This window comes from Lysinibacillus sp. NPDC056185, assembly GCF_047737915.1.
Taxonomy (GTDB): domain Bacteria; phylum Bacillota; class Bacilli; order Bacillales_A; family Planococcaceae; genus Lysinibacillus.
In genome coordinates this window covers 67,860-83,168 of the sequence record NZ_JBLLLQ010000016.1, presented here as the reverse complement: position 1 = coordinate 83,168, position 15,309 = coordinate 67,860, and the positions used below count along the sequence as shown (strand labels likewise).

Here is a 15,309-nt window from a genome sequence, read left to right as displayed (position 1 = left end):
GGCTATTCCCATAATAAACACCTTAAATTGATTTACTCAATTTAAGGTGTTTTTATAATCTAGGACGCTACATTCGACTAAGGTTTCTTAATATTTCTCTAGGATTAATTCCAAATCTCTCTTTAAAAATCTCCGCAAAATAGCTAGGATTAGAATATCCCACTGCATTCGCAATGTCTGTTACATTCATAGTTCCCTCTTGTAATAAAAGAAATGCCTTCTCTAACCTTTTTTCTCGTAAATATCCAAACACTGTTTTTCCGAACATCTCTTTAAATCCCTTTTTTAATTTGTAATCGTTTAAACCAACTAAACGTGATAGTTCAATAAGTGTAGGAGGATTAGACATACGCTCTGTAATAATTGATTGAGCTTGCTGTATTTTGGTTCTATCACTTTTTGAAAACATAACAGGGCTAAGAGAATTATCAACTAGTTGAGAACGAAATGTCATTGATAATAGCTGTAATGCTCGACATTCTAGCTCTAAATTGGTCATGTTCTTACCTGCTATAGCATCTAACATTTGCTGAACAATAATTAAGGAAGATGCGTTAATTCTCTCTTGAAAGAGTCTATATCGTTTCCCACCAAGAATTTTAGAGAAATTTTGGGATTCCTCACTAGTTTTACTAGTTTCACTCATAAAATGATTAAAAGTTGAAACCGGAATACCAATTCCAACCATTTGATAGGATTGGTTTTTATGAAACATAAAATTTGCCCCCACCTGCTCTATAAATTGAAGCGAGCATGTTCCTGAAGAAATTTCATATTCTGAGCCTGAGATGTAAACACCTCTATTACCTTGTAAGCAAAGACTAAGCTCAACCATAGGCTGTTTTGTAACTATTTGCATTTGGTGCTCTCGATAAAATGAGTAATCAGATATAACCACTTCTAAATCTCGACGGGGAATAAAACGATGTATAGCTCCTTCCTGCATATTTGGTTGGAATACAAACGGGCATTCATGTACCTTTGATATTTCCAATGCATGAAAAAATTCATTAAAATTATCATGGAAATTAGTATTCAACGTGTTCATCACCACCCTTCAGTTTATTGAGAATGATTATCAATTATAACCAAAGTATAGCAAATGAACTGCGATTTAGCTATTCTTCTTTAGTTGTAAGTGCCATTGATAGCAGTAAACACAAAAAGAAGATAGTAGCTCCAAAACCATAAGCAGTAACATATCCCCCAGCATATTCTATAAGCCATCCTGCAAGTCCAGGCCCAATCATTTGACCGATAGCATAAAAGATAGAAATAAAGCCAATCGCTGATGCCACATATTTTGCCGATACCTCCTGGCTTGCCTTCATTTGAATGAGCACAAGGACACCTCCAAGCGACGAGCCCCATATAATAGCAGACACGATAAATCCAACTACATTAGGAAATAGCATTGGAAAAACATCTCCAACAATTGATAAAAGCAACGCTGCCATTAATGCTTTTTTTACGCCTATCTTATCCGCTAGCATTCCCCATAATGGCGCACCACCAATAGAAACGATCCCTGCAACAGCATAAATTGAGCCTGCCACTGCATTAGAAAGCCCGATGTCTCTCATATAGCTTGTTTGATATAAATTCGGAATAAGATAAACAAGTCCAACGGCAAAATAAATTCCAGCTATGAGGTATAGCTCTTTACTTCTCCAGACTTTAGTTTTTTCTTGTACAGAACTCTTTTCTGCCGAGTGTGGTGCCTTTATCACAAAAAATGCCACTAATACGACTATGATTGTGATTATTTCAAATACTAACCACACTCCTCGCCAGCCAAGCTCAGGAAAATGCTGAAGCATAAAGGGCACGATTAATCCAGACAATAACATCCCTACTCCCGCACCACTCATTAGTAACCCCATCACTGTCCCTCTCTTCTTTGGGAATGAGATAACTGCTATTGATAGTAGTGGTGTATAGACGAGAGCACTACCAGCACCAGCTAAAAATAAAGCTATAGCAGCCCACCAAAAGTTCGGGCTAAAAATAAGACCTCCTAAACCCGCAATAACTAAGCCTCCACCTACCAACAGCACGTTTTTCGCCCCAATACGCATCGTCAGCATTCCAGACAGACCTACCGTAAGTAAATAACCTAAAAAGAGCATCGTACCTAATAAACCTGACTGTGATGTAGTTAATAACAGCCCTTCCTGCATAAAAGGTAATACAATTCCGTAAGCCATACGGGCAAATCCCGTAGTTGTAACGATTAATAGCATTCCAGTCATAACAAATGCCCAAAAATTTTTCATTTTTATTCCCCTTTCATTAATGAATGCCTATGACTCTTAAATTAAAGAAACTATTTAATATGTTTATCTAAGATCTCCTTTTTGATAATTTTTCTCACTTAGAAATATAGTTATCTTAATTTTTTTAGTCCTACTTCTCTACCAATAGACGGATAATAATGCGGTATAACGGATTTTATTTTCTTCTAAACATAAAAAGAGACATCTCAATTGATTTTGAGACGTCTCTTTTGGGTACTGTATGTTTTATTAGTAATTCTATAAATTATTCGGCCAGCTCTTTATTGAAAAAATGGCAAGCTGAGCAGGCACTCCAAAATTAAAGAACATTAACTTTTGATGATGGCTTACTATGAAGTCTTACTTCTCACATCTGGATTGATGATAGAATTCGTTTTATTTAATCAATATTAGTGATTCAATAAATTAGCTGTACATTATTTGCTTTCAGTCTCTCTATCCATTCAGCGGATGGTTTTTTATCTGTTACAAGAACATCGATATCACTAAAATCAAATAGCTTTAAAAATGCTGCTTTATCAAATTTAGTGTGATTTACTAGTAAGAGATTGACCTTAGAATTTTTAAGCATTATTTTTTTAAATTCCGCTTCTGGCTGACAAAGCCCTATTTTGAACAAGGTGGAGATATGATTGATACTTGGATGAACCTAACCCCTATGGGCAGACCTGGGACACCAGATGAATTAGGTGGAATAGCGTTATACCTAGCTTCAGAGGCTTCTTCTTTTGTTACAGGAGGCGTGTTTACTGTGGATGGTGGGTATACTGCGTTGTAGTTGTTAATATTTGATGAAAAAAAGCTAGGGAATTCAACATAAGAATTCTCTAGCTTTGCTTCTTTTTTATGGTTTAGGTGAATACTGAATTTCCACATATTGTTGTGGGGTATGGCCTGTACCATTTGTCTCTTTTTGATAAGCCCAAACAATATTTCCATATTGATCTTTTGTGAATAAGAATACTCTTTGACCCGTTTTAAACACATTCTTAATCCCTGGATCAGTTGATGGATTAGCTACAAGAGGTAAAATTGCACTACCATCTGCTGCTTTTTTTACTGATCCTTTACCAAATGATAATATTCCATTATCGGCTGGTTTATTATTTTTAACACTATCTAATATTAATTGTGGGTCTAATGTTGTTTTATTCGCAGCAGTAACCGCATAGAAGTATTCTTGGTTTAATTCAAGCAGTGTTAGAATGTTTACAGAAACATCCATTGTTGTTGAATTATATTCTGCTGGTACGCCGCCAATATTTCCTGTTAAGTTAGCATAACTCATCGTGTTATATGCATCTTTACCTTGATATACATACTTACCGAAGTCAGCTATATCAAACTTATTACCTTTATCATTGAAAATGAAATCACGTGCTTCATCTTTCATCTTAACGGTAAATGTTTTATCCGCCGTACCTGAGGCAGTTGGTTTAATAATTAACTGACTTTCCTCTGTTGTTGCTGTACCCTGTGTATACTTAACAAATTGATATTGTGAGGTAATATCTTTGTTATCTTCGTCTGTAATTGTTAATAAACTTAGATCTTTAATTGAAGAATCGCCATTTTCATCACGCATGATGGCTTCACTGAATGTAATCGTAAACGTATCATCTGGATTACGATATACAATATTACGTTTCTTTTCTTTATCAACTGTCATTTCGAAACGTGGTGGTGTGCCATCGGAATAGAAGTCTTGTTTCATCCAACCAGCATTTGTTTCATCGTGATTGTCTCCGTCTTCATTGGCTTTATACACAGTAAAGTTACCATACGTATCCTGTGCACCTAAATAAACAACATATTCGGTATGTGGTGTTAAAGTAACTCCTGGCATATCTAAAGTTCCAGACGCACCTTTTCCACTTTTTGTGACTGAAGGACTTGATTTCAGTTTGTCTTCTAATGTTTTTCTTTCTGCTGCCGTGTTAATAGTTAACTTTGCATCTGGATTATCTGTTCCATCAGCGTTTTTCTTTGGTACGAACCAGTAATGAAGCTTTGTTGTCTCATCTGTACTGAAACTTACAGTGGCTTTCGTATCATCATAACCTTTAGTAGTACCAGACTTCACTGCTATCTCGGTAACTAATGGTGCTCTTGAGTCCCCAAATATTTCTTTAGAAGTTATTTTAGAAAGTTCGCCGCCACGGTCTTTTAATATCATATGAACCGAATAGCTTATAAATGGATTTAGTTTATCTTTATCAATAACAATCGGGAATTTCTTTGTATCAGCTTCTAAGTCGGCCGGACCAGAACCAATTTCAATATATATATCTTTTCCACCTATTTGGAAGTACCCTGATTTTAATGATGATTCATTCGCAAATTCATTATAGAAATCTCTCTCCGTGATACCTTTATCTTTTAAATATTGCTCAAATGTTTTTGTTTCTCCATTGTCTTCGACTGTATCAGGTAACACCATGTAATAATACGTCCCTGCTTTATTTGGCTTAAATTCTACCTCAGCTCGTTTATATTTTTCATCTTGATCTGGCTTCCCAATAACGTTTAATTCTAGAATCTTTGGTGGAACATAATTTTCATGCACATATTCTGCAAAGTTCCGAACAGTTTTACCAGGTTCAACAGTATTGGCATTTTCAAATTCATTGTCTGCTAAATCCTTAACACCAGGTAATACTGTTACACGTAATGTATCTCCATAAACAAAACCTGTTTCTGATGGAATGGTTAATAATACTTTTTTATCGCCTTCTTTATATTCTACAGCAGAAGGTTTAATTTTTTTCTGTCCTGTCATATTGACGATAACTGTTCCTGATAAATCGTAGTTATTTACATTTCGTGCGCTTTCAGGGTCTAATGCTTCATTTAAATAAATGTAGAATTGATTTTCCTTTCCAGCGGCAGGTTCAAGCTTTGTCTTTTCAACGTATGGATTGATATTATCAAGTTCCCCCGTTTTAAATTCCTTCACTGCAGCAGGATCTTTTGAATAGTTGCCTGAATCATCCTTCATCACTACATAAAGTTGATACTCTGTTTCAGCTTCTAAGCCTGTTAGAATTTCAGTAATTCCAAGTTTCCCTGCGACTGCCTTGCCCTTACCTGTTGGTTTAGCAACAATATCTGCTGTTGTTGGATCAGCTGCAGTTGTCTTTTTACGTACATAGTAGTAATAGTCTCCTGGTTCACTCGCTGTAAATGTAAACTCTGCACGTTTACCACCATGTAAAGGTGTAACTGTTAAAGATTTAACAACTGGCGGTGTTCCATCTTTCATTTGGAATGATTGTGATTTAATATCCGAAACATTTTTCGCCCCGTCAACAACCATCACATAAACGACATACTCTTTTTTCTCACCTAAATTAGTGATTTTAATAGTGTTTTTGCCATTCACCGCTGCGCCTGTTCCATTTGCCGCATTGTCAGTAGAAATACGATTCACCATTTCTTTTTTCGTTGGTGCTTCAGCGCCTTTTTCACGAACAATATAGTAGTAAGTTCCAACTTTATCTGAAGTGAAGTCTACCTGAACATCACTACCATTTAGAACTGTTACATTCGTAATGTCGATTAAAGGTTTTGTTTTATCAGCTGGTTTTTGATTATCGATATCGTCTTTATCGACTGGTTTACCGTCTTCATCTACAATATTGCCAATATTATCTTTATCCTCTAAGAAGTCGTCGAAGATATTATTCGGTCCCTCGCCCTTCGGTATAATCACTTTGTCAACATACGTGTAATCTCCAATATCAACCCAACCGTATACATTATCAACATACAGAACACCTACACGACCATCTAGATATAGCTCTAAATCTGTATAGCTATTGTAGTTAATCCAGTCGATATTGCCATCGCCGTAAATTGTCAGCTTTGTTTCTGTATCAAGATTCAGTGTGCCGATATTACCTTGAATCTCAAATTCACGGACATTCCCGATGATGTCTACACGTGGTAGCTTCATATTTGTTTCGATTTTTGTACCACTTTGAGAGACAACTAGGCGTGATACAGTGCTGTTATAAAATTCAATATGTTTTTCAACATTTTTCATCGTCACTTTATCTTTAGACCAGTTCACAAATGGTTTGTTTTTATCAGGATTCTTGTCGGAATTCTGATCTGTCCAATTTTGAAGATCTGTTGTCGGACCGTTATTGGATGATGACGAGCCTTCATCAGTTGGATTATCTGGATTAGACCAATTGATAAATGCCGTATTTGTGCTTGCTATAGGGCCAAGCGATAATGGCTTATAGTAGGAAACGCCTAATTGTAAAGGTGGACGTACTGTTTCATTAACAAGCATTGTGCCAGTTAATGTAACATTTGAAAATTCAATATAGTTCCCATTGACAACGATTGTCGCACCAAAGGACCCATGATTACCATCAAACTCTAGAAATCTTGAGCTTGTCCCGCTAGCGTTCAACGTTAGCTTCGAAACAGAGCGAATGGTTTTGCCTGAAAGATCCCCTTCAATAAGTGCACCTTTTAATACCGCGGCATTATCTTCGCTAAAAATATGCGAGAGACTTTTCGGTACTGAGTAAGGCTCACCATTTATGTAGACATAATCGTCTTCAACACCTGTAATTTTGAAAGATGTGGCATTGCCCTTTTTCTCTTGTGAACGCACAATAAAGGATGCAATTTGTCCACGTGTTACCGCATTATATGGTGAGAAAGTGACAGGTGTTGTCCCTTCTGTAATCTTTAAATCTACTAAAGTTTGAATATAAATAGCGTTGCTTGTTTGGCTAGTTACATCTGTGAAACTATGGTTGTAATTAGATGCTACTTCAAACTTAAAGCCAAGCACTAAAATTTTCGCTAATTGCCCACGCGTAATTACTTCATTAGGCATAAATGTACCATTTGAATACCCACCCATGATTCCTGCATTTTGTAATGCGGCTATATACTTGTAGTATTCACTGCTTTTTGGGACATCTTTAAAGTATGGATCTTGTACATTTTTTAAATCTAAGTTTAAAACAGTTGCCAGCATTTTTGCTGCTTGACCACGTGTTACATTTTGATCTGGCCGAAAGGTTTTATCTGCATACCCACTAATCGCACCTTGTGAGTATAATTTTAAAATATTGTCGTAATGGCTTGAATATTGGTCAATATCCGTGAATGGTGAATTAGCCGCAGCAGCTGCTTTTTGTGGTGGTGGCACTACAACAGCAATCCCACTAGTAGCAAACACAGTTGCTATAAGTGCTTTATTCACTTTTTGGACTTTTGTTTTATCCATTCCACTCTTCCTTTCATCTATGTATTTGATACGTTCAAAATATCATTTTCATCATACCCTTTATATCGACAGGTATATAGTGAACCTTCATAGATAATTCTAAAATTCTGGAAGAAAATCGTTAACAAAAATCGGTAATAAAAAGTTTGTTATCAAAGTTAGGAGTGAAGACTAGGCGACTCATTGGGGATATTAGACCCTGGAGCGCAGCGGATGTTTTCTGTGCGAAAGCGAAGCGACAGCAACAACGAAGCGACTCGGTCGGAACGTTATTGTGATGAATTCATTTTTATATGTATACTTTGAAGATTTATCGGAACAAAATATCATTTTATCGGAACAATTTTGGCTTTTATCGGAACAATTTCAGTTTTTATCCCCATATAAAAAAGCCAAGGAGCATCGGTGCTTACTTGGCCTTAACGATATATAGGCGTACATCTAGTCGTACTTGCGATGTCATAAGGGAAAGGGGGATAACCTTACATCTTGTCAAGTCGATCGAGAGATGTGTCCCGAGTTTACGTATCATTTGAACAGGAAATACAAGTCATATGGGGAATGACTTAAACGTAGCTTGCCCAAATGATCGTTCCATTAATCATGTACCCCAAAAATTAGAAATGTATGCTTATTTTAAAATATTTTTTAATTTATTTTCTTGCTCTGCTACCATGACTCGATTCCGTCCAGCTTGTTTTGCAAGATACAGCGCATCATCCGCTGCTTCAATTAACTTTTCTGTCGTGTCAGCCATTTGTGGATACACTGCAACTCCTGCTGATAATGTAACTGGGCGACCACAAGGACTTGTAGTATGTGCCAACATATCGCGGAGTTGTTCAGCCACCTGTGCCGCTTCCTCAGCAGTAGTGGTTGGCAATAACATCACAAATTCCTCACCACCGTATCGACAGCAAACATCTCCCTCACGAGCGACTGCTTTCATATTTTGAGCTAAAAATTGTAATACCTTATCACCTACTGCATGCCCATACGTATCATTGACACTTTTAAAATGGTCTAAATCAAGTAAAATTAGGGCATGTGGCAAATCGTTCTCAAGCCACTCAGCTAGCATCGCATCCATTGTGCGACGATTAGTTACACCCGTTAACGGATCTGTTGTAGATTGATCTTTAAAATAGGACACCTGGCCCTGTAAAAATGTTAAACTCCGAATGAGTGCACTTTTTAGATAGTGCGCTTCAAAATACCAACTACGTACAGATTTCAAGCCTTCTACATTTTTCGATTCCATGCTCTCCTCTGTTAAAGTAGCTAATTGCTGTAAGGGATTAGCTATACGTGCTGCCATCCAAAGGACAATAAAAACCGAAATTAGCATAAGCGGAATGGATTTTATAGCTACATCCTGTACTCTATCAAATGAAGGAGCCAATGCTACCTTTAACGGTCTTTGAGCAACTACTCCCCAGCTTGCTAAAGGTACAGCGCTATAACCCGCAAGCATTTCAACTCCTTTAGTATTCTTTACTTGCTGAGCCCCGCTTTTTCCAGAAACCACTGCTTGAACAACTTCATTATCAATAACGCTATCATTGATCCGACTTGGGTCCTGATGATAGATAACGCGCCCATCTGAATCAACTACGTACACATATGAACCATCATGATAATAATGCTCTCCGAGTAATTCATTAAAAACATTTCGTTCCTTTAAATAAATTGTCCCAGCTACCATTCCTAAATATTCATTTGTCCCTGAAAATATAGGATACGATATAAAAATAAGGAGACGCCCTGTAATTCCCTTATAAGGCTTTGAGACAAGAGGTTCCCTTTTAGATAAAGCCTCTTTCGCTCCAACTGAAGTTAATACTTTACCTTGAACCTCCTCAGATGGTGGTGAAATAGATAATACATGACCTTCTGCATTTGTAATAAGTACAGAGTTAAACATGTTATTTTGCTTTTTCAAACGCTCAGTTTCCTGAATCAATGCATTTTCATCATACATTTTCGTCTTTATCGTACTGGCACTATATCCTAAAGTCTGAAAAGCTTCTTCAAGATAGGAACTTGCGGTTGTTGCTAATTTTTGTGCATATACTCGATTCGTTTCAAGCGTATTTTCTTTAATCGAGTCAACATTCATACGGTAACCATTCCAAATACTACCGATTCCTGTTAAGAAAAAAGCAGCCATGGCAACACCCATGATTAAATACTTTAACTTTATTTGATTTGGCTTCATTTTCTATCTTTTACCCCTAGTTTATAATTTCCTCTATTATTCTATTAAAACACAAAAAAATTCCTTATTAAGAAAATTTCTTTTAATGAGAGAAAAGTATTTGTAAAAATAGTACTTTCATGGCCCTCTTATAACAAAAGCAATATAGTAGACTCAGCATAAAAATTCGAGAGAAAAATTTACCTTGTATATAAGTTGATTGGAGTGTCGGCTGGGCGACTCCTTGGGGATCAGCAAATTGAGGAACGAAGGCTAAAACCATCACGTTCTGTGATAACGCCTTCGTGACCAACATCGGTGCTGTTGCTGTCGCTTCGTTGCACTACGCTTTCGCACAGAACGAAACCCTTTTGCTGCCGCTACGTTAGCACTACGCTTTCGCGCAAAAAACATCTGTTGGCCCAAGCGGCTCATCGGACGCCCTCAGCAACAATTTTTTTATCTGTGCGAAAGCGTAGCGACAGCAACAACAAATGTTTTATCTGCGCGAAAGCGAAGCGTCAGCGGCAAAGCGCCCAACCGGAACGGAAATCAACCCACGTTTAGATGGCAAGCCATATAGTAGGGAAAGTTCCAGGATTTTAGCATCGTTAACGAGACAAAAATATAGTATTTTATATCTATAGAACTTTTATTATTTTGATAGATTTTTATTATAAATTTATTATTAGAAGAGGGTTTAAATATGTTGTTACGTAAAGTAGCTCCAATAATGGTTGGTTTTAGTATGGCTCTATGGACGAATACTGCTCTCCATTCAAATAAGTCAGCTCGTACAAAAATAACAAATACACAAAAAACTTTGTCACTATCCAGCTTTCAAAGTGAATATAAAATGAAATGGCACCGAGTAGAGATGGACTACTCCCAATTTTCCCTCGTAGGAAGGCATAATTCCAACGAGGTCGGAGGTTATGAAACACGCACTGGGCATAGCGTATTTGGTATTCCTATCGGTGCTACTCGAATAGATGTGAATAGAAAATACGGTGTTCCACTTAGAGCTATTCACTATCAAAATACAGGCTATTTGCTCGATTACAATGATTGCGACGGTAATACTACACACGGGACCTATTTGATAGCTGATCACTATGTTACTTTTTTCTATGATTTACACAAAAACAATATTGTTCGTTCTATTATTTGGATTAATGCCAAAACTGAATTAAGTAAACGTGGTTATTATGGTAAGCCTTCCAATGAACTACGAACAGGACTTGAAGATTTAATGGTTGATCTTATTAACCATGAGCGGATTACAGAAGGATTGCAACCACTCATTTATGATAAAAGATGTAACCCTATTGCTCGGCAGCATAGTAGCAATATGATTACACACCAATTTTTTAGTCATGAAGATCATAAGGGTAATCATTCCAATGACCGCCTCACTGCTGGTAGAGTTAATCACTATTGGTATGGCGAAAATATAGCACAAGGTCAAACCAATAGTATATTTGCCCACGAAGCATTGATGAATTCAAAAGGACATCGTATAAATATTTTAAGAAAAGAATTTACACATATTTTTGTCGGTGTCTGCTTTAAGGATAACGGTGCACCCTATTATACAGTTAACTTTTATTCGAAGTAATTTGAATGATTGAAGTTGATTGACGATAACCAATATACACAAAAATCTCTATGCAGAAATCTATTGCATAGAGATTTTTTTAACTTTATCACAGTCTGAAATTTGATAAAGAATTTCCATTCTCTCCAATTCCAAAAAATGAGAGTGAAATTTATTAAAACGTATATTTTATTAATTGATTGGTTTGGACCAATCGGAACGAAAACGCCCCCTTATTATGGAGATATCCATACATTCTGAATTTTTTTACTTTTATTGTTATTCTGACATATAATTTTTCAACTAAATATTTTATAATAAAATTTAACATAGTCAAGCCATCAATTCTTCTGTTATAATACTGATAATTTATCACCACCCTGTATTAATACAGTGGTGATACATGCTTTTCACAAAATGGGGATTATGAGAAAAGCGCTACAATGCATTCTTGAATACAATGTAGCCTACACAAAAAGGGGTTGGGAGATTTGGGTATTTTAAAGGGGTTAAAAATTCTCGATTTTTCTGCATTACTACCGGGACCAATGGCGACAATGATATTTGCTGATCTTGGTGCCGAAGTTATTCACGTTGAATCATCAAAGCGCGTAGATTTAACACGTATTATGCCTCCTTACGACGATGATCATGAGGCGTATATTCATCAACATTTGAATCGTTCTAAAAAGTCATTAACATTAAATTTAAAATCGCCTGAAGCTATAGAAATTGTTAAGTCACTCGTGAAAGAGTACGACATAATTATCGAAGGATTTCGGCCTGGTGTCATGCAACGACTTGGCATCGGCTATGAAGCTCTAAAAGAAGTAAATCCTAAGGTTATTTATTGTGCTATTACAGGCTATGGACAAACTGGACCATATAGCAATCGGCCGGGACATGACAATAACTATTTATCATTAGCAGGCATACTTGATTATTCACGTCATAAAGATAAAAAACCTGTCTCAATGGGTATTCAGCTTGCTGATATGGCTGGGGGCACGATGCATTCAGCAATCGGAGTACTCGCTGCTGCTTTACATCGTGAAAAAACAGGTGAAGGACAATATATTGATATAAGCATGACCGATGCTGTATTTTCACTCAATGCTATGTATGGATCTGCCTATATTGGCGGTGGTCGTGTACCTCAGCCTGAGCAAGAAATTTTAAATGGTGGTAGCTACTATGACTTTTACAAAACAAAGGACGGCCGATTTTTCTCGGTAGGAAGTCTTGAGCCTCAATTCCGCAGATTACTCTGTGAAGCGCTTGATATTCCTGAGCTCATTGATAATACTTTTAATGATTCATACTACACACAAATTCGTTTTAAAGAAGCTGTCCATGATGCATTTTTATCGAAGACTTACGAAGAATGGCTTGAAGTATTTAACGAGGATTTCGAGGGATGTGTCGAACCAGTATTAACTTTCCCAGAAGCATGCGAGCATCCTCAGCTTAGGGCTCGTGATATGATTGTTGATATTCCCAAAAGCGACGGTACTACGCAAAAACAAATTGCATCTGCTTTTAAGTTTGACGGTGTTAAGCCTCAGTACAAGCATGTCGGTGCCAAGCTTGGAGAACATAATGAAGAAGTGTTGTCTTCACTCGGCTATAGTGTCGAGCAAATTGCTGACTTAAAGGACAAAGGGGTTTTAGAATAATATCGTAGGCCAACTACACGAAATAAAAAAGGTGTCTAATGTTATAAAAAAACACATTAGACACTTTTTTTATTTCTAATCAATTATGCCTCGGCAAGATGTTGGTCACTCCGTCGTGTGCTGTTGTTGTTGTTGCTGTCGCTTCGCTTTCGCACAGATACAACCATGTTGCTACTGCTTTCGCACAGATAAATTGCCACAGGACGTGGCGTTCTTAGACTGAGTTCCTCTATTTTAGCGGATGTTTTTTGTGCCGAAAGCGTAGCGACAGGTACGGATGTTTGTACACCCGCTGGAGTAAGTTAAACATATGCACTTATAAAGACTCGTAGCTTTTCAAAATGGTCATCAATAAGTAAATATTTTTTATAAATTTCCATTAATTTTTCAAACAGCTCATACTGTTCCGTCACAAATAAAACTTTTAAAATATTGAGCATATGCAAGGATGCGCTCTGTGCTACCAAATAGCAAGGCGTTTCTAGCTGACGATAATGTCGGCGCCATTCTTCCACAGACAAGCCAATATGCTGTAATGAGTTATTCACATGGAGAGCAATATCCTGCTGAACTGATGCCTCAATCGCAATAAATTGCTCATTACTATAGTTCCCCTGTACTAAAGAGGCATGTATTTTTTTATTGGATGCTAGTACATGTTCCTTTAAAAGCAGGAGCCCTTCTTGATAACGCCCCATTTTTACATAATGATCAAGCAATACTGCATACAAGTTTTCTAAAAAATTAAGTTCATAATTTTTAATAATGGCCGGAGGTGTTGGCTTACGATTCGGCAATAAGTCCTTATACTCCAACAAAATCTCTATCGCGTAATTATTAAGTCGTTCATCTTCTAATAAATACTCTCCGTAGTGAATAACAGTTTCAGGATTCTGCTCCTGATGTGCTATATGAAACAGAAGATAGGCAATGAGAACTTTTTCTTTCTCTGTCAGTGCATACATTGAATAACGCCAATCCGCTTCAAAGGAAGTAATTAGCGCTTTAACACAACGATAATCCCCTTGCGATAAACGATAGTACGTTACAATTTGGTAAAGATGTAACTGTTTTTTAGCCAAGCAAGTAGAATTACTGTTATCCACATAAGTTATACACTTATCAAGAGTTTCTCTGTAATTATTCACAAAGTTATCCACATGTACACAGGTTTTTCTTGTGGATTGCTCAATATGCCCCATCATTTCATGGATAAATGTGAATTGTTCTAATGGTTTGTGGATAAATAGTGAATAAACTTTTTTTATGAAAAGCCAATGCCAAAATTGGGCTTCTTCTTTATAAATCATATGCACAAAATATTCATTTTCAAATTTATATAAAAATATAGTTTGTAGTTCGTTAACTGGCATTGTAATTTGCATTCGTTTCCCGAAAATTAGCCAGATTAATCGCTCTAAGTCCATTGTATGCTGTGCAAAAAGCTGCTCAAAAAAGGTCTCCTTGCCTTTTTGCGTATAAAAAAAGGCATTGAGACGTTCATTAACAAATTTAGTATCCAAACCATGGTTATTAAAAAAAGTTTGCATATCTGTCGTTACACGACCCCAATATTTTCGTGCAGTTGAAAACGCAATATTCATCGCTGTTTCCTCATTCACTAAAAATAAACTCGGTGAAAGTGCAGTACCTAGAATTTTCGGGTCTACTGGTGAATCAATCTCTGCTTCTAACCATTTCGAAAGTAACTTTTCAGCACCCTTTTCACCACTTTGTTTATATGTCATGAATAACCGCTCATCACAATCCAACAGCATGCTACTGGAGCCCCCCATCAAATTCAACCAACAAAGATCTTCCCCTATCATGTAAAATACTTGCCTAAAAGTTTAATCACTCTTTCTTCAATATAACAAATCTTATCCAACATATGCTAAAGAAATCGTGATATGGATAAAAGAAATGACAACAAAAATATTCGCGTAAAATCGAAAACTTTAACTACAACGCATAAAAAAAGCCATCTAAAGGTCAAATACCTCAAGATGGGAAAGATTAAATTTGCTGTTTAAAAGGAGAGCAGCAAATGAGCCCTTTGGACAATCATTCATAAGTTGGTAGCCCATTCGTATTGTCACAAATAGCTCATTGCCTACGCCAACCCAAAGCTAGCGCCATAGTACGTACAACTAAAAAAGCTATACATCATTCACCAATACAATCGAGAAAAAGCATTCTCACAACAGTAGACGAGCAACCAACAAAATAGTTACAAAAAAAACCCGTCAAAATTGACGGATTTTTTTCTGCATCGAAAGCGCAGCGGC

The 15,309-nt window shown here is 36.7% G+C and carries 8 protein-coding genes and 1 pseudogene; 3 read left to right on the top strand and 6 right to left on the bottom strand.

Going from position 1 to position 15,309, the window contains the following annotated elements; translation table 11 throughout:
* Positions 1–67 precede the first annotated feature (67 nt).
* The 3 genes from ACMZ42_RS15965 to ACMZ42_RS15955 all read right to left on the bottom strand — a co-directional run bounded on the left by ACMZ42_RS15965 (position 68) and on the right by ACMZ42_RS15955 (position 2,916).
* Positions 68–1,048 (bottom strand): helix-turn-helix transcriptional regulator, encoded by a 981-nt coding sequence (locus ACMZ42_RS15965; RefSeq protein WP_415731990.1) that lies wholly within the window; start codon positions 1,046–1,048, stop codon positions 68–70.
* 70 nt (positions 1,049–1,118) lie between these two features.
* Positions 1,119–2,282 (bottom strand): MFS transporter, encoded by a 1,164-nt coding sequence (locus tag ACMZ42_RS15960; protein ID WP_415732007.1) that lies wholly within the window; start codon positions 2,280–2,282, stop codon positions 1,119–1,121.
* Positions 2,283–2,694: 412 nt separating this feature from the next.
* On the bottom strand, positions 2,695–2,916 hold the full coding sequence (locus tag ACMZ42_RS15955) for a hypothetical protein (protein WP_415731989.1): 222 nt from the start codon (positions 2,914–2,916) through the stop codon (positions 2,695–2,697).
* Between ACMZ42_RS15955 and ACMZ42_RS15950 the strand changes: the two are divergent.
* Positions 2,893–3,075: pseudogene (locus ACMZ42_RS15950) on the top strand (SDR family oxidoreductase); the annotation flags it as partial. The gene ACMZ42_RS15955 and the pseudogene ACMZ42_RS15950 overlap by 24 nt on opposite strands.
* 66 nt (positions 3,076–3,141) lie before the next feature.
* Here ACMZ42_RS15950 and ACMZ42_RS15945 read toward each other — a convergent pair.
* Positions 3,142–7,551 (bottom strand): S-layer homology domain-containing protein, encoded by a 4,410-nt coding sequence (locus ACMZ42_RS15945; protein WP_415731988.1) that lies wholly within the window; start codon positions 7,549–7,551, stop codon positions 3,142–3,144.
* Positions 7,552–8,182: 631 nt separating this feature from the next.
* Positions 8,183–9,769 carry a diguanylate cyclase gene (locus ACMZ42_RS15940; protein WP_415731987.1) on the bottom strand — a complete coding sequence of 529 codons (1,587 nt, stop codon included), beginning with the start codon at positions 9,767–9,769 and terminating at the stop codon, positions 8,183–8,185.
* A 685-nt stretch (positions 9,770–10,454) separates the two neighbouring features.
* Between ACMZ42_RS15940 and ACMZ42_RS15935 the strand changes: the two genes are divergently transcribed.
* Positions 10,455–11,366 (top strand): CAP-associated domain-containing protein, encoded by a 912-nt coding sequence (locus ACMZ42_RS15935; protein ID WP_415731986.1) that lies wholly within the window; start codon positions 10,455–10,457, stop codon positions 11,364–11,366.
* Positions 11,367–11,836: 470 nt separating this feature from the next.
* A complete protein-coding gene (locus tag ACMZ42_RS15930) occupies positions 11,837–13,021 on the top strand; it encodes a CaiB/BaiF CoA transferase family protein (RefSeq protein WP_370079631.1) in 1,185 nt (394 codons plus the stop codon).
* Positions 13,022–13,323: 302 nt separating this feature from the next.
* Here ACMZ42_RS15930 and ACMZ42_RS15925 read toward each other — a convergent pair whose 3' ends face one another.
* Entirely contained in the window at positions 13,324–14,769 is a 1,446-nt protein-coding gene (locus ACMZ42_RS15925) for a hypothetical protein (RefSeq protein ID WP_415731985.1), read from the bottom strand.
* Positions 14,770–15,309: the final 540 nt, after the last annotated feature.

Coding starts and splice junctions, on each gene's coding strand:
- ACMZ42_RS15925 (WP_415731985.1), bottom strand. CDS start 14,769: ATGACATATAAACAAAGTGGTGAAAAGGGTGCTGAAAAGTTACTTTCG.
- ACMZ42_RS15940 (WP_415731987.1), bottom strand. CDS start 9,769: ATGAAGCCAAATCAAATAAAGTTAAAGTATTTAATCATGGGTGTTGCC.
- ACMZ42_RS15935 (WP_415731986.1), top strand. CDS start 10,455: ATGTTGTTACGTAAAGTAGCTCCAATAATGGTTGGTTTTAGTATGGCT.
- ACMZ42_RS15945 (WP_415731988.1), bottom strand. CDS start 7,551: ATGGATAAAACAAAAGTCCAAAAAGTGAATAAAGCACTTATAGCAACT.
- ACMZ42_RS15965 (WP_415731990.1), bottom strand. CDS start 1,048: ATGAACACGTTGAATACTAATTTCCATGATAATTTTAATGAATTTTTT.